Source organism: Amycolatopsis sp. NPDC004747 (genome assembly GCF_053601335.1).
The window spans coordinates 185,843-205,574 of sequence record NZ_JBSGBQ010000012.1 but is presented as its reverse complement, the minus strand read 5'-3'; the positions used below and the strand labels follow the sequence as shown (position 1 = coordinate 205,574).

Genomic DNA, 19,732 nt, shown 5'->3' with positions numbered 1-19,732 from the left:
TAGCCTGTTTGGCCCTGTGGGGCGGAATGCACGGTTCGCTACGCTCGTCCCGGCAAGATCGGTAGGCTTCTCCACCTTGGGGGGAGGGTGGCCGCCGGTCCATGACGTGGGGGGATCGGTGCGCGAGTCGCGTCGTTTTTTCGTGCTGTCAAGACTTTTTCTCCTGGCCCTGGTGCTCGCGGTCGTGTCCGTCGGGCTGCCGGCGTCGTCGCCCTTCCGCGTCCAGGGTCCGGACCGGAGCACGGCGGCCGGGAAGGACGCCGGACCGCCGAAACGCGTGCGCGAGCTGCCCGACCGGCGGACCGGCGCGGCGCGGGTCTTCGAACTGTCCAACGGGCAGTACGAAGCCGAAATCTCCGCGCGGGCCCGGAACTACCGGGACCGGCAAGGCGGCTGGCAGCCGATCGACACGACCGTGCGCGAGGACGCGCGTGACGGCTACGTCTTCGCCAACGACACCAACGCTTTCGCCAGCCGGTTCGGCAACCGGACCGACCGGCTGACGAGCTTCGCCCTCGGCGGCACCCGGGTCGACCTGGGGATCGACGGGCCGTCCCGCGGGATCGACCCGGTCCTCAGCCGCAACTCGGTCAGCTACCCCGGTGCCTTCGACGGCGCCGAAGTGACCTACCGGGTCACCCCGGACGCGCTCAAGGAGGACATCGTCCTCGCCGCGCCGCCGAAGACCGCGACCTACCGCTTCACCCTGCGCCTCGGCGGGGTGACCGCGCGGGCCCAGGCGGACGGGTCGATCGGCTTCTTCCCCGCGGCCTCCGACGGGCCGCCGCTGTACGTGATGCCCAAGCCGTTCATGACCGACGCCACCCCCGGCTCGAAGTCGATCCACGGGAAGGCCCGCAGCGATGCGGTTTCCCAGCGCGTGGAGCAGCAGGGCGACCGGATCACCGTGGTGGTCGAGGCCGACCGCGGCTGGCTGGCCGCGCCGGAGCGCACCTACCCCGTGGTGATCGACCCGACCATCAAGATCGAGACGTCGTCGAACGGCGGCCAGGACGTCCAGCTGTGGTCGGACACCCCCACCCGCAACGACGCCGGGTCGTACCAGCTCTCGGTCGGGACCGACAACTCCGGCGTCGCCCGCAGCCTGGTCAGGTTCGACACGTCCGTGGTGCCCGCGGGCACCAGCGTCGCTTCGGCGAAACTGCGTGCCTACTACGACAACGAGCTCTACATCGACGCGAACGACGTCACGATCGAGGCGCGCCGGGTCACCACCGCCTGGAACGCGAGCACCGCCACCTGGAACACCGCCGCCGCCGCGTTCGCCGAGGCCGGCCTGTCCACCGCGGTCCGGCGCCAGGGCGTGACGCACACCTGGTCCGAGTGGGACGTCCGCAACATCGCGCAGTCGTGGGTCTCCGGCACCAACCAGAACCAGGGCCTGCTGCTCAAGGCGACCGACGAGACGCTGGGCCGCGGCGGGGGCATCTACCTGGCCGGCGACTTCGTCTACAACGGCGACACCGAGACGTTCCCGAAGCTGCTGCTGACCTACGGGCGCCCCGGCGCCACGCTGGAACCGATCACCAAGACCTACGCCACCGGCGCCGAGCTGGCCTGGTCGCCCTACACCGACCCGGACCCGGCCAACCCGAACGACGACATCGTCGAATACCAGGTGCACCGGTCGGTTTCGCAGGTGTACACGCCGTCCGCGTCCACTTTGGTCACTTCACTGGCACCCCAGGCGAGCCGGTTCGTCGACACCACCGCGCCGGTCACCCCGGACAGCGCGCCGGACCTCGGCTGGAACGCCGCCTACTACATGATCGCCGTCAAGACCCGCGACGGCCAGGTCATCCCCGGCGCGACGCAGCTGACCCGGACGCCGAAGGCGGGCCAGGTCCGGCAGATCTTCCGCGCGAGCGCGGACACCACGCTCTCGGCCACCCAGGCGAACACGAACCTGAACGTCCTCAACGGGCAGCCGTGGCTGCAGGTCGGCAACAACGGCACCACCTTCGGCAAGACCCGCACGCTCGTCAAGTTCGACGGCGTCTCGGCGATCCCGCCCGGCACCACCGTCGTGGACGCCGACCTGTCGCTGTGGGCGTTCTACTCCAACGGGTCGGGGGCGACGTTCGACGGGCACCCCCTCACCAAGGCGTTCGTGGAGGACCAGGCCACCTGGAACCGCGCCTCGACGGCGACCGCGTGGACCACGCCCGGCGGTGACATCGGCGCCCGCGCGGACTTCGTCTCCGGCGTCCCCGACCGGCCGACCTGGCACGTCTGGGAAAACGCCGGGATGGTGCAGAACTGGGTGAACACCCCGTCGAGCAACCTCGGCTTCGAAGTCAAGCTCCGCGACGAGGCGACCGTGCAGCAGCGCGTGCTGTTCCTCTCCGACGAGGCGCCGGAACCGCTGCTCCGCCCGACGCTGGGCGTCTCCTACCTCGGCTCGCCGCCCGCGCCGCCCGCCGCGCCCGTCGTGTCCTCTGTGGACTACCCGGCGGACGGGCAGCCGCACGGCGCGGCCGGCCGCCCCGGCACGTTCACCCTGAAGCCGGGCAACGGCGTGGCGATCAGCAAGTTCGTCTACCAGCTCGACTCCGACGCGCAGCCGACGGAGGTGCCGGCCACCGGGCAGCTCGACCTCACCCTGACGCCCGCCGCGTCCGGCACCCGCAAGCTGACCGTCCGCGCGCTCACCGCCACCGGCTACTCCTCGGCCGCGACCACCTACACGTTCGTGGTCGCCGACGCGCCGCGGCACAAGAAGGTCAAGAGCGACTTCAACGGCGACGGCAAGGACGACGTCGTCACCTTCACCCGCGGCGACACCGCGGACGTCTACGTCTCGCTGTCCGACGGCACGAAGTTCGTCCAGGACGGCGTGCGGTGGCACGAGCAGTTCGCCGCGCAGAACGAGATCCCGCTGACCGGCGACTTCGACGGCGACGGCAAGGCGGACGTCGCGTCGTTCACCCGCGGGACGGACGCGGCGGTCTGGGTCGCGTTGTCCGACGGCACGAAGTTCGCGCCCACCCCGGTGAAGTGGCAGGGCCATTTCGCCGCCGGCGAAGAGATCCCGCTGGTCGGTGACTTCGACGGCGACGGCCGCGACGACATCGCCTCGTTCACGCGCGGCACGGACGCCGGGGTCTGGGTCGCCCTCTCGGACGGCACGAAGTTCGCGGCGAACCCGGTCAAGTGGCACGCGTCCTTCGCCGCCGGCACCGCCATGCCCGCCGCCGGCGACGTGAACGGCGACGGCAAGGACGACATCGTCGCCTTCACCGGCGGCGACGCGGCCGACGTGTTCGTCGCGCTGTCCGACGGCACCAAGTTCGCGCCGACAGCGGCCAAGTGGCACGACAGCTTCGCGCCGGACGCGGCTCGCGGCGCGGTCGCCGACATCGACGGGGACGGCAAGGACGACGTCCTCGCCTTCACCGGCGGCCAGGTGACCGCCGCGACGTCGACGGGGTCGGCGTTCGGCACCGCCCGGCAGTGGCACGCCGGGTTCGCCCCCGGCGACGAGCTGCCCGGGGTCGGCGACTTCACCGGCGACGGCAAGTTCGACATCGTCTCCTTCACCCGCGGGACGACCTCGAAGGTCTTCGTCGCGCCCTCGGACGGCGCCCGCTTCGGCACCGGCGTCCAGTGGCACGGCCACTTCGCGGTCGGGTCCGAGGTGCCGCGGCCGAGCATCTTCGCGGCCGGGCCCGGCACGCCGGCGCCGGTGCCGCCCGCGGCGCCGGCGGTGACCTCCGCCGACTACCCGAACGACGGCCAGCCGCACGGCGGTGCCGGCCGGCCGGGCACGTTCGTCCTGCGGCCCGGTGACACCGTGCCGATCGCGAAGTTCGTGTACCAGCTCGACACCGACCCGCTGCCGTCCGAAACCCCGGCCACCGGCCAGCTTTCGGTCAGCCTCACGCCGGGTTCGGCGGGCACCCGGACGTTGACCGTCCGCGCGGTCACCCCCGGCGGCCTGGTTTCGCCGCCGTCGGTGTACACCTTCGTCGTCGCCCAGCCGGCGCAGCCGCCCGCCGCGCCCGCCGTGTCGTCGGCGGACTACCCGGCCGACGGGCAGCCGCACGGCGCGCCGGGCCGCGAAGGCACGTTCCTCCTCAAGCCGGGCAGCGCGGTGCCGGTCACCGGCTACCGCTGGCAGCTCGACGACGGCGGCGCGGCCGACGTCGCGGGCACCGGCGAGGTGGCGGTCAAGGCCACGCCGGCGACCCCGGGCCAGCACAAGCTGACGGTGCGGGCGCTCGGCGCCGAGAACACGGTGTCCCCGGTGACGACCTACACCTTCGTCGTCGCGGACCCGCCGGGCGGACCCGGTGCGCCGCAGGTGGTTTCGGCCGACTACCCGTCCGGCGGCGCGCCGCACGGCGCACCCGGCCGGGAAGGCACGTTCACCTTCCGCCCGACCGGCTCGACCGCCATCGCCGGCTACCGCTGGCAGCTGAACGGCGGCCCGGTCACCGAGGTGGCAGGCGCCGGCAAGGTGCTGGTCAAGATCACGCCGGCCACGGCGGGCACGCAGACGCTGACCGTGCGCACGTTCACCGCCGCGGGGGCGGTGTCCGCGCCGGCGAACTACGTCTTCGAGGTGGCCCAGCTCGCCGCGCCGGACGCACCCTCGGTGTCCTCTGTGGACTATCCGGATGACGGCAGCCCGCACGGTGACGCGGGCCGGGAAGGCGCCTTCACCTTCCGGCCGTCCGGGACCACCCCGGTGTCCGGTTTCCGCTGGCGGCTCGACGACGGCGTGTCCACCGACGTGCCGGGCAGCGGCGAGGTCACCGCGCGCATCACGCCGCCGACCGGTGGCACGCACACGCTGACCGTGTGGGCCCTCGGCGGCACCGGGGCCGCGTCGGCCCCGGTGGTCTACACCTTCGTGGTGGCGGGCGCGCCCCCGACCCCGGACGTGCCGACCGTCAGCTCCACCGACTACCCGGCGGACGGGCAGCTGCACGGCAGCCTCGCCCAGGCCGGCTCGTTCACCCTGCGCTCGCAGGGCACCGTCGCGGCCGACAGTTTCCGGTACCAGCTCGACACCGACGCCGCCCCCACCGAGGTCGCGGCGGGCACCGGCACGGCGACGCTGTCGCTCACCCCGGTCCGCTCCGGCCGGCGCACGCTGACGGTGTGGGCCAAGGTCGGCTCGTCCGGTGTGCTTTCCGCGCCCGCCAAGTACACCTTCGCGGTGGGCGCGCCGTCCGGGCCGCGCGACTACTTCTACGACGCCGCGGGCCAGCTCGCCGGCGTGACCAACAACTCCGGCGAAGCCGCCGCCTACCGCTACGACGCGGCGGGCAACCTGGAGGCGACCGACCGGTACCGCACGGACACCGCGTCGATCTTCGCGCTGGTCCCCGCCCGCGGCCCGATCGGGAGCACGATCGAAATCAGCGGCACCGGGTTCGCCACGCAGGCCAGTGGCAACCAGGTGACCTTCGACGGCGTCACCGCGCAGGTCACCGCGGCCAGCGCCAACCGGCTGTCGGTGGTCGTGCCGTCGGGCACCGGCGCGGGCGCGGTGAAGGTGACCGCGGGCGGCAAGTCGGCCACGAGCCGCAGCCCGTTCACCGTCACCCGGGGTGTCCCGGCACCGGCCATCTCGGGTGTCTCGGCCGACCGCGCCAACTCCGGTGACACCGTCACCATCACCGGGACCGGGTTCGACCCGGACCCGGCGCGCAACGTCGTGCTGTTCCACCAGACCACCGCCCGCGTCAAGCAAGCCGACCCCGGCAAGCTGGTCGTCGAGGTCCCGGCGGCGGCGAGCTCCGGCCGGATCTCCGTGCGCACGCCCGGTGGCCAGGCCACGAGCACGAGCGACTTCCTGGTCGCCCCGCGCGGGTTCGTCATCGACCAGCTCGTGTACGGCGGTCACATCGAGCTCGGCACGCCGCTCGACCTCGACATCCCCGCCGGCAAGGCCGCGGTCGTCCTGGTCGAAGGCAAGGTCGGCGAGCGGCTGCACCTGGACCTGGAGAACAACACGGTCCCGGTGCGCTCGGCCATGTGGATGTTCACCCCGCACGGCGGCGACTTCGCCCGCCGCACCATGGGCGACCCGCTCGACCTGTGGGCGGGCAGCACGCTGCGCCAGGACATCCCGGTGTTCGGCGCGAACGGCACTTACACGATCGTGGTGGCGCCGGACGACAACGCGTCCGGCAAGGTGCGGATCACCGCGTCGCACACGCTGACCGGCGACAAGCTGACCCGGGACGGCACCGGCGTGCCGTTCACCGTGTCGGTCGCCGGGCAGCGCACGGAGATCCCGTTCACCGCCACCGCGGGCGAGTGGCTCAGCTTCGGCCTGACCGACCTGAGCATGCCCACCAACACGTGGGACATGCTGGTCACCGAGCCGGACGGCCGGACCACCTACGTCTGGAAGGCCTCGCTCACCGAGTACATCCCGACGATGGTGTTCCAGGCCAAGCAGACGGGCACGTTCAAGCTCGGCGTCACCTTCGCCCCCGGCGAGCTCGGCGCGGGCAAGGTGTGGCTGTCCGGGGTGATCGAAGCGGGCAGGCTCGCCGTCGACGGGCCCGGCACGCTGATGAAGATCAACCGGCCCGGCCAGTCCGTGCGGATGCCGTTCACCGGCGTGCAGAACAAGCCGCTGCGCTTCGGTATCACCGAGAACACCCTGCGCGAGAACGGCCGCCCGGGCTACCCGAGCGGGATCATGGTGGAGCCGGACGGCAACCAGGTCGAGCTCCGCACCGGCACCCAGGAGATCAAGCCGCTGCCGATCCGCAAGAACGGCGAGCACAACCTGTTCATGGGCGGCTGGGAGGCGGTCGGCGCCGCCAAGGGCTGGCTGACCACGGGCATCGAAGGCGGCACCCTGCCGGCCAACGCCCAGACCAAGGTCACCTTCGACCGGCCGGGCCGCGAGTACTGGTTCGACTACGACGGCGTCAAGGACGAGCCGCTGCGGCTGTTCGCCCGGCTCAAGAGCCTGCCGGGCACCCTGACCATGCGCGTGTACCAGCCGACCGGCGGCAAGCTGGTCGGCAGCACCTTCCAGAACACGCTCGACATCGCGGCCCTGCCGGAGACCGGCCGGTACCGGATCCACCTCGATCCGGGCTACGCCACCACCGGCGACGTGACCATCGCCGCGTCGAAACCGCAGGACCTCGGCGCGCTCACGGTGGACGCGCCCGAACGCGCGGTCTCGATCACCGTGCCGGGGCAGACGCTGGCCGCGAAGTTCACCGGGCAGGCGGGGCAGCGGCTCACCCTCGGCCTGGCCTCGGCGAACATCCCGTTCTCGAAGCTGAAGATCCTCAAGCCGGACGGCAACCAGCTCGACTTCTACTCCGCGCAGTACCTGGCAGGCGGCGCCACCGGGCTCGACCTGATCGCCCTGCCGGTGGCGGGCGAGTACCGGGTCCTGCTGGAGCCGATCGACGACGGCAGCACCCCGGTCGCCGGCGACCTTTCGGTCGCGCTGTTCGGCGAGGCCGACGGCGGCAAGGCCGACATCGGCGGCGCGGCACGCACGATCACCATCGCGCGGCCGGGCCAGAACGGGAAGCTGACCTTCGACGGCACCGCGAACGACGTGCTGCAGCTGGACATCACCCGCACGTTCCCGAACAACACGGGCGCCTACTACAGCCTGATCGCCCCGGACGGGACGGTCTCGCCGCGGCACTCGTTCATGTCGTTCGACCGCTTCAAGATGGCGGCGCTCAAGCAGACCGGCACCTACACGCTGGTGTTCGACCCGGCGGGCGGCGTCACCGGCACGATGACCGTGGCGATCTCCAAGCCGGCGGCCGCGGCCGCCGCCGTGGCCGCGGCGCAGACCCCCGCCGAGCCGCCGAAGCCGGTCACCCCGAAGTGCACCCCGGCCGACCCGCCGCCCCCGGTGGGCAAGCCGGCCCGGGCGCTGGGCGTCCCGGAAGCGCCGCCCGCGCCGAAGCCGGCTCCGGCGCCGTCGAACTGCACGCCCTCCGGTGGCTGGCAGCCCGACAGCGCCAACCTGAACGGCACCGACTGGAGCACCCGCTACGACCCGCAGACCGTCCGGGACCGGCCGCTGCAGTTCCCGGTCGGCTTCACCGGCGTGGTCGGGCAGGTCAAGTCCACCACCGGGCAGCCGCTGACCGGCGTCACCGTCAGCGTGGCGGGCCACCACGTGCCCACCGACGAGCAGGGCAAGTTCGCGCTGACCGACCTCGCCGCGGGGCACGTCGTGCTCCGCGTCGACGGCCGGACGGCGGTGAACACCGGCGGGCGCCCGTTCGGCGCGTTCGACATCGGCGTCGACCTGCAGGGCGGCCAGGTGCTGGTGCTGCCGTACACGGTGTTCCTGCCGGAGATCGACGCGGCGGCCACCGTGCGGGTCCCGAGCCCGACCACCAAGGAGATCGTGCTGACCACGAAGGCCATCCCCGGCCTCGAGGTGCGGCTCCCGGCGGGCACGGTGGTCCGCGACGCCGACGGCAACGTGGCCACCGAGCTGAGCCTCACCCCGATCCCGATCGACCGGCCGCCGTTCCCGCTGCCGCCGACGAAGGTGCCGGTGTACTTCACGGTCCAGCCGGGTGGCGGCTACCTCTTCCCCGAGGGCGCCACGATCGTCTACCCGAACTACACGAAGGAGCCGCCGGGCACCCGGACGCAGTTCTGGAACTACGACCCGGACGGCAAGGGCTGGCACATCTACGGCTACGGCACGGTTTCGGCCGACGGCAAGCAGATCGTGCCCGACCCGAGCGTGCGCTTCTACCGGCTGACCGGCGCGATGACCGCGGTCCCCGGCATGAACCCGCCGCGGATCGCGCCCCGGCCCAACGGGGCCAGGGTCGGTGACCCGGTGGACCCGTCGACCGGGCTGCTGGTCGACGAGACGACCGACATGGTCGTCGACGACATCGCGCCGATCGAGATCAAGCGCACCTACCAGCAGGGCGACACCGACATCCGCACCTTCGGCGTCGGCGCGAGCTTCAACTACGGGCTCTACCCCTGGTCGCCGGGCGTCATCGGCCAGTTCACCTTCCAGGAGTTCGACCTGGTGCAGGGCGACGGCAGCAAGATCCACTACCGCCGGACGTCACCGGGCAAGGACTACGCGGGCGCGGTGTTCAAGGCCGACCCGACGCCGACCCGGTTCGACGGCTCGGTGGTGCGCTGGGTCGACAGCGGCTGGGACGTCACCCTGCGCGACGGCACGGTGATGGTGATCGGCGAAGAGGCGCCGCTGCAGGAGATCCGGGACAAGTTCGGCAACACCACCACCCTGACCAGGGCGACCGCGCCGCCGGGCACCGACGGCAAGGTCCGCGCCAACGGGCCGGTCACCCAGATCACCTCGCCGAGCGGCCGCTGGGTGCGCTTCACCTACGACGAGGCGAACCCGCCCCGGGTGGCCTCGATCGAGGACAACCTCGGCCGGCGCGTCTCCTACACCTACGACGCGACCGGGCACCTGGAGTCGGTCACCGGGCTCGGCGGCGGGATCACCCGCTACACCTGGGAAAACGGGCTGCTCAAGACCATCACCGACGGCCGCGGCATCCGGTTCCTGCTCAACGAGTACGACGCGAAGGGCCGGGTGAAGCAGCAGACCGCGGCCGACAACGGGGTCACGAAGTTCGAGTACGTCGAGTCGGGTGACGCGATCACCGAAACCCGGGTCACCGATCCGCGCGGGCACGTCCGCCGGTTCACCTTCAACGCGGCGGGCGCGGTGCTCACCGACACGAAGGCCTACGGCACCGCACTCGCGGCGACGACGACCAACGAGTACGAGGCCGACGGCGTCCGGCTCAAGTCGAGCACGGATCCGCTGCAGCGCAAGACTTCCTACGTCTACGACGACAACGGTCAGGTCAAGGAGCAGACCGTACTGGCGGGCACCGCGGACGCGCGCACCGAGAAGTTCGAGCGCACCGGCCCGCACGGGGAGCTGACCAAGCACACCGACTCCTACGGCAAGGACACGGTCTACGGCCTGGACGCGCGCGGCGCGGTCCAGACGGTGACCGACCCGCTGAACCGCAAGACCACGTACGTGACCAACGAGAAGGGCCTGGTCACCAAGGTCACCGACCCGGCGGACAAGTCCTCGACGACCGACTACGCCGGCGCGGACCCGGTCCGCACCACCGACCAGCTCGGCCGGGTCTCGACGACCGGGTTCGACGCGGCCGGCCGCTCGGTCCTGACCGCGGACCCCCGCGGCGCGGTCACGGAGACGACGTACACGGCGGCGGGCGAGACCGCCTCGGTGACCGACCCGCTCGGCCGCAGGACGTCGTACGAGTACGACCCGAACGGCAACCGCACCAAGGTCACCGACGCCCGTGACGGGCAGACCGTGTTCGGCTACGACCTCATGGACCGGGTCGAGAAGATCACCGATCCGCTCGGCGGCCTCGAAGAGGTCAAGTACGACGAGAACGGCAACGAGAAGAAGCGGACGACGCCCCGCGGCGTGGTCACCGAGCACGACTACGACGAACTCGACCGGCGCCAGGAGAGCCGGTACGGCACGGAGAGCACCACGAAGTTCGGCTACGACCTGGCCGGGCGCCTCAAGCGGACCGAGGACTCGGTGGCCGGGGTCGCCACGACCGAGTACGACGGCTTCGACCGCATCAAGGCCGAGACGACCACCTCGGGCAGCGTTTCCTACGACTACAGCCCGGCCGTGCGGGACCGCACGATGACGATCCCGGGCCGGACCCCGGTGCGGCACGTCTACGACGCGGTGGGCGACCTGGCCGAGGTGCAGCAGAACGGCGTCACGGTCAGCACCATCGGCCGCGACCGGAACGGGCGGCCCGAGCGGGTCGGCGCGCCGGGCGGCGGGATTTCCCAGACCTACGCCTACGACGACGCCGGCCAGACCAAGTCGATCACCTACCGGGCCGGCACCACGGTGCTCGGCGACCTGGCCTACGGCTACGACGCGGCGGGCCAGCCGATCCGGACCAGCGGCAGCTACTCCCGCTCGGTGCTGCCGGAGCAGTTCGGCCAGGCCGTCTACGACAAGGCCAACCGGATCCGCGCGGTCGGCGCCACGCCGGTCAGCTACGACCCGGACGGCAACCTGCTCTCGGACGGGACCGCGTCGTTCACCTGGAACGCGCGCGGCCAGCTGGCGACGCAGACCGCGCCGGGCCTGACGGCGTCCTTCACCTACGGGGCGGACGGCCGACGGCAGGCCCGCACGGTCAACGGCGTCACCACCAGCTACCTCTACGACGGGGTCAACCCCGTGCAGGAGAAGAAGGCGGGCGGCGCCACCGCGACCCTGACGAGCACCGGGGTCGACGGGTTCCAGCTGCGGGAGTCCGGCGGGGTCACCCGCCGGTACCTCAGCGACGGGCTGGGCAGCACGCTGGGCCTGGTCGACGACGCCGGCGCGGGTGCCACCTACAGCTACGAGCCGTTCGGGCGCACCTACGTCTCGGGCGACGACGGCGGGAACCCGTTCCGCTACACCGGCCGCGAGGACGACGGAACCGGGTTGTACTACAACCGCGCCCGGTACTACAGCCCCGGCCTGCAGCGGTTCCTGAGCGAGGACCCGATCGGGTTCGACGGCGGGTCCAACCTGTACGGCTACGTCGGCAACCAGCCCAACGCGCTGGTCGACCCGATGGGCACGAAGCCGGCCAACAGCTGCCCGATGAACAGCTTCACCCCCGAGACGCCGGTGCGGATGGGCGACGGCACCAGCAAGCCGATCGCCGAGGTGAAGCTCGGCGACAAGGTGCTGGCCACCGACCCGGTCACCGGGCGCACCGAGGAGCGCGTGGTCACCGCGACCATCGTCGGTGCCGGGCAGAAGCACCTGGTGGACCTCTCGATCGACACCGACTCCGACGGCACGGCCGACAGCGCGCTCACCGCGACCGACGGCCACCCGTTCTGGGTGGTGGAAGCCGGGGAGTGGCGGGAAGCGCGCGACCTGCGGCCCGGCGACCTGCTGCGCACCTCGGCGGGCACGTTCGTCAAGGTCACCGCGGTGGCCCAGCGCACGGCCGCGCAGCGGGTGCACAACCTGACGGTCGACGAGCTGCACACCTACTACGTGGTGGCCGGGCGGACGCCGGTCCTCGTCCACAACACCAACAGCCCGAACCCGAACGTCTGCGGCCCGAACGGCGAGCCGATCTACGACATCCCGGGCGGGTCCAGCGGCGGCACCGGCGCCTACGGCAGCATCCCGAAGTCGATGCGCAAGGACTACAACATCGGCGCGCAGGCGGATCCGAGCAAGGACATCCCGCTGTGCTCCTACTGCCGGACGAACAACGCCAACGCCGTCGACCACGTCCAGCCGCGCAGCAAGGGTGGTGACCTGACCGACGCGAACACGACCCCGATCTGCACCTTCTGCAACAGCTCCAAGCGCGACCGGGTCGCTCCGCTGAACCCGCCGCCCGGCTACTCCGGCTGGTGGCCGCCGCAGTGGTGGCCGGCGAACATGAAGGCGACCGTGGGAGCACCGATATGGATTCCCTAGCTAGGGTGCGAACCATGGTGAACGAGATCGTCTACGTGACGCACGAGGACCCGGTGTGGCGGCCGGAGCCCGCCTACATCGCGCTGGTCGACCTGGCCCCGTTCGGGCTGGACGGGCAGCAGGAGCAGGTGTGGCTCAAGCCGTCGGCCGACGGCGGCCTCGAGGTCGCCTGCATCCCCTTCTGCGCCTACGGAATCGCGCTGGGGGACCGGGTGGCGCTGGCGGACGAGCGGTTCGTCGCCCGCGTGGTCGCCCCCTCCGGCCGGCGCGTGTTCCGGGTCTTCTTCACGGAGCCGCGGCCGCCGGGTGATTCGCGCGAAGCCCTGCGCAACGCCATCGCCGACGGCGGCTTCCTGGCCGAGTGGCAGGGAGACCGGCACGTCGCGATCGACGTGCCGGAGGGGGCCGCCACCTCGGCGGTGTGGATGGCGGTCCGGGAAGAGATCGAAAACCAGACCGCTTACTGGGAATGGGCGGACGGAGAACCGTTCCGGACGACGGACGGCGCGTGATCCGCGGCCAATGGGAGAAACTGGGGGAGCAATGCAAGCGTTGGCGGGCTGGAGACGGCTGCTCGCGGTGACCGCCGCGGCATCGGTGTTCGCGGGGGTCTTCGCCGGGCAGGCACGGGCCCAGGAAGGGCAGGTGCACGAGCCCGCCGGTGCGCAGGTCGTCGACGGCAGCTACATCGTCACGCTGAAACCCGGCACCGCCGCCGCTTCGGGGTCGGGCGCGCTCACCCGGAAGCACGGTGGCAAGGTCAGCCGCACGTTCGGCGCGGCGCTGAGCGGGTTCGCGGTGCACGCCTCCGCGGCGGAAGCGAGACGGCTGGCCGCGGACCCGCGCGTGGAGCGCGTCGAGGCCGACACCGTCGTGCGCGGGACCGCGACCCAGACCACGCCGCCGTGGAACCTCGACCGGGTGGACCAGCACAGCACCGTCCTGGACGACCGGTACACCTACGCCGAAGCCGCCGGTGCCGGGGTTTCGGTGTACATCATGGACACCGGTGTGCGCGTCACGCACGCGGAGTTCGGCGGCCGCGCGAGCGTCGGCTTCGACGCCATCGGCGACGGCTGGAACGGGCAGGACTGCAACACCTCCGGGCACGGCACGCACGTGGCAGGCACGGTCGGCGGGGCCACCTACGGCGTGGCGAAGAAGGCCAAGCTGATCTCCGTGCGGGTGCTCAGCTGCGAGAACTTCGGCACGGTCAGCGAGATCATCGCCGGTGTCGACTGGGTGACCCAGCACGCGCAGCGGCCCGCCGTGGTCAACATGAGCCTCGGCGGCGGGAAGTCGGACGCCGAGGAACTGGCGGTCAAGAACTCCATCGCCGCGGGCATCACCTACGTGGTGGCCGCGGGCAACGACAACCGGGACGCGTGCCAGGCGAGCCCGGCCGCGCTGCGCGAGGCGATCACCGTCGGGGCCAGCAACCCGGTCGACGAACGGGCCCGCGACTGGAAGGAAACCCCCAACGGCGTCGCCCTGGGCTCGAACTACGGGACCTGCCTCGACCTGTTCGCGCCGGGCGAATCGATCAAGTCGTCGCACAACGCCACCGACACCGCGACGGTGACCCTGCGCGGCACGTCGATGGCCAGCCCGCACGTGGCGGGCGCCGCCGCGCTGCTGCTTTCCCAGTCGCCGAACCTGACCCCGGCCCAGGTGACCGCCACCCTGCTCGGCCAGGCCAGCTCCGGCGTGCTGAAGCCGGCCGACCTCGGCACGGGCTCGCCGAACAAGCTGCTCTACACCGGCGTGCCGCCGCAGGCGGTGTGCGCGCTGGCCGACGACACCCGCCGTCCCGTTCCCGACCAGGGCTCGGTCACCAGCACGATCGACGTCACCACCTGCCCGCGCAAGGTCGCGGCCACCGCGCGGGTGCGCGTGCGGGCCGAGCACCCGTTCCGGGGCGACCTGTCGGTGAAGATCACCGCGCCCAACGGCCTGGAAAGGGTGCTCAAGGAGGCCGACGGGGCCGACGCGGCAACGGACCTCGACGCCACGTACCCGCTCACCGGAATGTCCTCTGTGGACGCGAACGGGCCGTGGAAGCTGGTCGTGACCGACAACTTCGGCTTCGACGAAGGCACGCTGACCCATTGGGACCTGGTGCTGGCCGAGCCGCCGGTCGGCCTGCCGGTGGTCACGTCGGCGACCTACCCCTCCGACAGCCTGCCGCACGGCGGCGCCGGCGTGGCGGGCACGTTCTCGTTCGCGCCGGGGGACGCCGTGCCGGTCGCGAAGTACTCCTACCAGCTCGACGGCGAGGCGACGGCGAAGGAGGTGACCGCCACCGACAGCCGCGCGACGGTCACCGTCACCCCGGCCGTGGCCGGGCACCGCACCCTCACCGTGCGCGCCTTCAACGGCGTCGGCGAGCCGTCCGACGTGTTCGTGTACGACTTCATCGTCGCCGACCAGCCGCCGCCCGCGGCGCCGGTGGTGTCCTCTTCGGACTACCCGGCCGAAGCGCAGGCCAACGGCGGCGTCGGGCTGCCCGGCACCTTCACCTTCAAGCCCGGCGGGTCCGCGGCGGTCACGAAGTACGTCTACCGGCTCGACACCGACGCGGCACCGTCCGAAGTGGCCGCCACGGGCCAGGTTTCGGTCGGCATCACGCCGTCCACGGCCGGGGCGCGGACGCTGACCGTGCGGGCGGCCAACGGCGGGGTGCTGTCGGCGCCGACGACCTACTCCTTCACCGTCGCCGGGGCGTCCGACGTCGTCGACGGCGGAACGCTCGCCGTCGAAGGCGCGGCGGTCAGCGCGGCCGTCCCGGCGGGCAAGGTGCTGCGGTTCGGCTTCGACGGCACGGCGGGCGACCGGCTCGGCTTCGGCGTGACGGCGAACTCGGTCGGCACCAACGCGCGGTTCTGGCTGACCGACCCGTCCGGAAGGGCGGTCACGGTCGAGCCGAACAACGGGCCGGGCTACATCACGGCGAGCAACGCCCGTTCGGCGCCGTTGCCGACGCTGGCGGCGACCGGCCGGTACTCGCTGTACGTCGACCCGAACGGCGCCGGCACCGGCAGCGTCACCGCGCAGCTGGTCCGCAAGCTCACCGGCAGCACCGACACCGCGGCGCAGGGCTATTCGTTCACGCTGGCCAAGGCCGGTCAGCTCGCCGAAGTCGGGTTCGACGCCGTGGCGGGGACCTGGTACGACTTCGGGTTCACCGAGCAACCCGAGTTCCAGCTGCTGTCGGTGGACGTGTTCGACCAGGACAACGCGAAGGCCGGTGGCACCCAGCTCGTCTTCAGCCGCTACTCGGGCCGCTTCCGGGCCGCCACCGCCGGCCGGTACCGGCTCGTCGTCGGTTTCTACTTCGGCGAAACGGGCAGCGGCAAGCTGTGGCTTTCGTCCGAAGTGGACGGCGGCAGCGTGACCACGACGAGCGCGGGGAAGACCCTCACGCTGTCCCGGCCGGGGCAGAGCGCGAGGCTGCGGTTCGACGGGACGGCGGGGCAGCGGCTGGGCATCGGGTACACCGACACCAGCTTGAACCCGACCGCGTCCGTGACCGGACCCGACGGCGCCCCGGTTCCGGTGACCGCCCACAGCGGCGGCGCGTCCGTCGCCGCGCTGACCGGGACGGGCAGCCACGAGCTCCTGGTCGGCGGCGGTACCGGGCCGGTCACCGTCTGGCTGTCGGAGGACGTGGCGGCCGGCGCCCTCACGACCACCGGCGCGGCCAAGCCGGTCACCGTCACCCGGCCCGGGCAGCACGCGCGGGTCACCGTCGACGGCACCGCCGGGCAGCGGCTCGGCCTCGCGACGACCGCCGGCACCACCGGCTTCACCGAGTTCAACGTCGCGGCGAACAACCCGGACGGCACACAGCTCGACTCCGCCGCGGGGCTGAACAGCCCGGACAGCTACACGTTCGCCCCGCTGCCGTCGACCGGCCGGTACGAGCTCGTGGTCAGCTCCATGCGCAGCGCGACCGGAACGGTGACGCTGACCCTGTCCGAGCCCGTCGTCGCGGGCACGATCACGGCCGGCGGCGCGGCGGCGACGGTGTCGGTGAGCCGGGCCGGGCAGGACGGCCAGGTCTCCTTCACCGGCGCGAGCGGAGACAAACTGCGGCTGACGTTCGGCAGCAGCACGCTGACCCCGAGCACGGCCTTCAACGTGACGGTGTTCCGGCCGGACGGCACCAGGCTGGTGGACCGCGTCTCGCGGACGAACCTGACGCCGTACGACCTGCCGGCCCTGTCGGTGGCCGGCACCTACGTGGTGCTGGTGGAGCCCTGGTCGGCCTCGACCGGCTCGATGGCCGTGGGCCTGGCGAGGCAACCGTGACGGTCGGCAGGCGGGCGTTCCTGGCCGCGGTCGGGGCCGTCGGCCTGGCCGGGTGCGCCCCCACGGCGGAGCCGCCCCTCCGGGCCGCCGGTCCCCGGCAGCCCGGCGTGGTGACGCCGGCCCCGGCCCGGATCGAGCTGGCGGCGTTCGACGTCACCGCGCGCGACCGCGAAGGGCTCGCGGCGATCCTGCGGGCGCTGAGTGCCCCGGCACCGGGCGTCACGCTGACGGTCGCGGTGGGGGCGTCGTTGTTCGACGGGCGCTTCGGGATCGAACGGCCCCGCCTGCTGGAGCCGATGCCGCCGTTCCGCAGCGACGTGCTCGACCCCGACTGGTGCCACGGGGACCTGCTGGTCCAGGCGGGCGCCGCGACGGCCGAGCCGATCGAACGCGCGCTGGGCGCGAAGATCCCCGGCCTGGTGCCGCGCTGGCGCCAAGCCGGGTTCCACCCGGACGGACCGGTCCGCAACCTGTTCGGGTTCCGCGAGGGCGCGGGCAACCCCGACGTGGCGGACCCGGCGCTGATGGACCGGCTCGTGTGGGTCCAGCCGGGCGACGACGAGCCCGCGTGGTGCGCGGGCGGCACTTACCAGGTGGTCCGGCTCATCCGCCTCGCCACGCCGACGTGGGACTCGAAATCCGTGCCGGACCAGGAACGGGTGTTCGGCCGCGCCAAGGAAAGCGGGGCCCCGCTCGGCCGGCAGCGGGAACAGGACGTCCCGGACTACGCGGGCGACCCGCGGGGCGAGGTGATTGCCCTGGACGCCCACATCCGGCGGGCGAACCCCCGGACGCCGGAGAGCGAGGCCCACCGGATCCTGCGGCGCGGGTACTCCTCGACCGACGGCGAGGGGCGTGCGGGCCACCTGTTCGTCTGCTTCCAGCGCGATGTGGAGCGGGGTTTCGCGACGATCCAGCGGCGGCTGGCGGGGGAGGCGCTGGAGCGCTACACCCTCCCCTTCGGCGGCGGGTACTACTTCGTGCTGCCGGGCGCCACGGGCGGGGGCGACCACCTCGGCAGAAGCATGCTGGGGTGACCGCGCGATCGCTCGAGTGCACTGTGGACCGCACCGCTTCCGCGGCGGGGCCCCGAGGGTCGCGGCCCCGATCCTCGCCCCGGACGGCCGGATCGTCGCGGCGCTGGGGGTGCTGAGCCCTGCACCCGGTGAGCTGCCGCGGCTGCGCCCGTTGGTGACGACCGCGGCGGCGGAGGCCGGCCGGGAGCCGGCGGACTCGCTGCGGGGCCGCTGAGCTGCCGTCAGTGCCCTGCCGCGGCTTGTCTTGGCCGGGCAAGGAAGGTACCAACCCGCACGACGCGTCCGGAGCGCGCCGCGACCTCTTCTGCCACAGCGGCGCCAAGATCCCGAACGACCCGCCGAACCCGGACCGAGCCGTGCGAAACCCGAGGGGCCGCTGAGCGGAGCCGGCCCTTCCCGGAAATCCGGGGCCGGCACGGTGAAGACCACGCTCACCTCCGTCGGCGAGGACAAGCGGCTCGACGTCACCCTCACCGTCTCGCGCGTGCCGCAGGACCAGGCGCTGAGCGTCCCGCTGCCGATCGGCGGCGGCACCAACGCCCCGCAGTCGGCGTTCTCCTCCACCGGCGGCGTGCGGAACGCCGACGCGGCCTGAACCTGGCGATGTCCCACGAGCGGGACGGGCAGCGCGAGCCGGCCGCGCGATGGCTCCGCCGGGCCCACGAACCGGACCCCGGGCCTCCTCGGGGCGTCCGGCCACGAGGCAGCCGTGGCGGGCCGGTTCGACCAGGTCGAAACCCGGTACCGGGCGGGCGCGGAACTCGGCGACACCACGCTCATGGCGATGCTCGGCTCGTTGCTGCACGAGCAGGAAGCCGGCCGAGGCCGAGACCTGGTACCGGCGCGCTCGAGCGTCCGGAGCGCTGGCCGCCATCGAAGGGGACTGAGGCACCCGGCAGCTCCCGCCCGTGGGAGACGTGCGTCTCCCACGGGCGGGACTCCGGCGATCAGACCTTGCTCGCCACGAAGTCCGCCGCGTCGGCGGCGTTGCTGCCGTAGCTGAAGTGGGCCAGCGGGTTCGTGCCGAGGAACTGGCAGATCGGGTCGCCGTCGGCGCAGTAGTCCTTGGTGCGGCTCTGGTAGGTGCCGGTGACGCTCCGGCCGTCCGACCGGATGGGGTTGCCGAACAACAGGATCGCGGCGACGCGCGGCGCGATCGACGCCGGGATCGTCGCGACGATCGGGCCGCCGACGATCACCCCGTCGCTGCTGACGCCGATCGAGTTGTCGACCACGTTGGCCCCCTGCGAGTAGCCGACCAGGACGAAGCGCTGCCGCGGGCAGGCCGCGGCCTGGCTCGTGACGTGGCCGACCAGGTCGCGGTTGCCCTGCTGGACCGAGGCGGGCTCGCCGAGGTCGGCCGGGTAGTTCACCGGGTAGCTGCTCGTCGAGAGGGGTTGCAGCCGGCCCTGCACCGCCGAGTAGACCGGGTCGCCGACGATCCAGCCGAGCGTGCCGGGCTCGAAGGTGCCGCGGGCCACCGACACGTCGATGTCGGCACAGGTCGCGGCCGAGGCGGCCGGCGCGGCCGCGACGACGCCGATCGCGGCGAGCACGACCGTGGTGCAGACGGTGAGCAGCCGGGCTGCGCTGCCGAAGACTGAGCTCATGGACTATCAACACCTTTGCTCGGAACGGGAAACCTCGAGAGCGAGGGGAACGGACGGCGGGAACGAGCCGCCGGGCGAAGGTGAGCGTCGCACCGGTTTCCCGGCCGGGCAAGGGATCCGCGGTGTCACCGCCGCGCGGCTGTCCACGGGTGACAGAAAGTCCACTGTGGACACTCAGTTCCGGCGCTTTCCCGGTGGCCGCTCGTGTCCGCCGCGGCCGGCCGCCGGTTGGGCGCCGGCCGCCGGGGCGCGGTTTGCCCGGAGCCGGACGTCGTCCTCCCCGG

At 72.5% G+C, this 19,732-nt stretch carries 7 protein-coding genes; 6 read left to right on the top strand and 1 reads right to left on the bottom strand.

What is annotated here, in order from left to right:
- The first annotated feature begins 142 nt into the window (after nt 1–142).
- The 6 genes from ACWEGE_RS21400 to ACWEGE_RS21375 all read left to right on the top strand — a co-directional run bounded on the left by ACWEGE_RS21400 (nt 143) and on the right by ACWEGE_RS21375 (nt 18,433).
- Nucleotides 143–12,490 (top strand): DNRLRE domain-containing protein, encoded by a 12,348-nt coding sequence (locus tag ACWEGE_RS21400; protein ID WP_449662192.1) that lies wholly within the window; start codon nt 143–145, stop codon nt 12,488–12,490.
- Nucleotides 12,491–12,504: 14 nt separating this feature from the next.
- Complete coding sequence (locus tag ACWEGE_RS21395; RefSeq protein ID WP_449662191.1) at nt 12,505–13,002, top strand: DUF4265 domain-containing protein; 498 nt, start codon at nt 12,505–12,507, stop codon at nt 13,000–13,002.
- A 31-nt stretch (nt 13,003–13,033) separates the two neighbouring features.
- A complete protein-coding gene (locus ACWEGE_RS21390) occupies nt 13,034–16,801 on the top strand; it encodes a S8 family serine peptidase (protein WP_449662190.1) in 3,768 nt (1,255 codons plus the stop codon).
- On the top strand, nt 16,798–17,838 hold the full coding sequence (locus ACWEGE_RS21385) for a Dyp-type peroxidase (RefSeq protein WP_449662189.1): 1,041 nt from the start codon (nt 16,798–16,800) through the stop codon (nt 17,836–17,838). The genes ACWEGE_RS21390 and ACWEGE_RS21385 overlap by 4 nt, the downstream gene beginning before the upstream one ends.
- A 16-nt stretch (nt 17,839–17,854) precedes the next feature.
- Nucleotides 17,855–18,052, top strand: coding sequence for a hypothetical protein (locus ACWEGE_RS21380; RefSeq protein ID WP_449662188.1), 198 nt, complete (start codon nt 17,855–17,857; stop codon nt 18,050–18,052).
- A 204-nt stretch (nt 18,053–18,256) separates the two neighbouring features.
- On the top strand, nt 18,257–18,433 hold the full coding sequence (locus tag ACWEGE_RS21375) for a hypothetical protein (protein WP_449662187.1): 177 nt from the start codon (nt 18,257–18,259) through the stop codon (nt 18,431–18,433).
- A 352-nt stretch (nt 18,434–18,785) separates the two neighbouring features.
- Here ACWEGE_RS21375 and ACWEGE_RS21370 read toward each other — a convergent pair whose 3' ends face one another.
- The gene (locus ACWEGE_RS21370; RefSeq protein WP_449662186.1) at nt 18,786–19,448 is read right to left on the bottom strand and encodes a cutinase family protein; all 663 of its coding nucleotides are present in this window, start codon (nt 19,446–19,448) and stop codon (nt 18,786–18,788) included.
- Nucleotides 19,449–19,732 lie beyond the last annotated feature (284 nt).

Coding starts and splice junctions, on each gene's coding strand:
- ACWEGE_RS21395 (WP_449662191.1), top strand. CDS start 12,505: ATGGTGAACGAGATCGTCTACGTGACGCACGAGGACCCGGTGTGGCGG.
- ACWEGE_RS21390 (WP_449662190.1), top strand. CDS start 13,034: ATGCAAGCGTTGGCGGGCTGGAGACGGCTGCTCGCGGTGACCGCCGCG.
- ACWEGE_RS21370 (WP_449662186.1), bottom strand. CDS start 19,448: ATGAGCTCAGTCTTCGGCAGCGCAGCCCGGCTGCTCACCGTCTGCACC.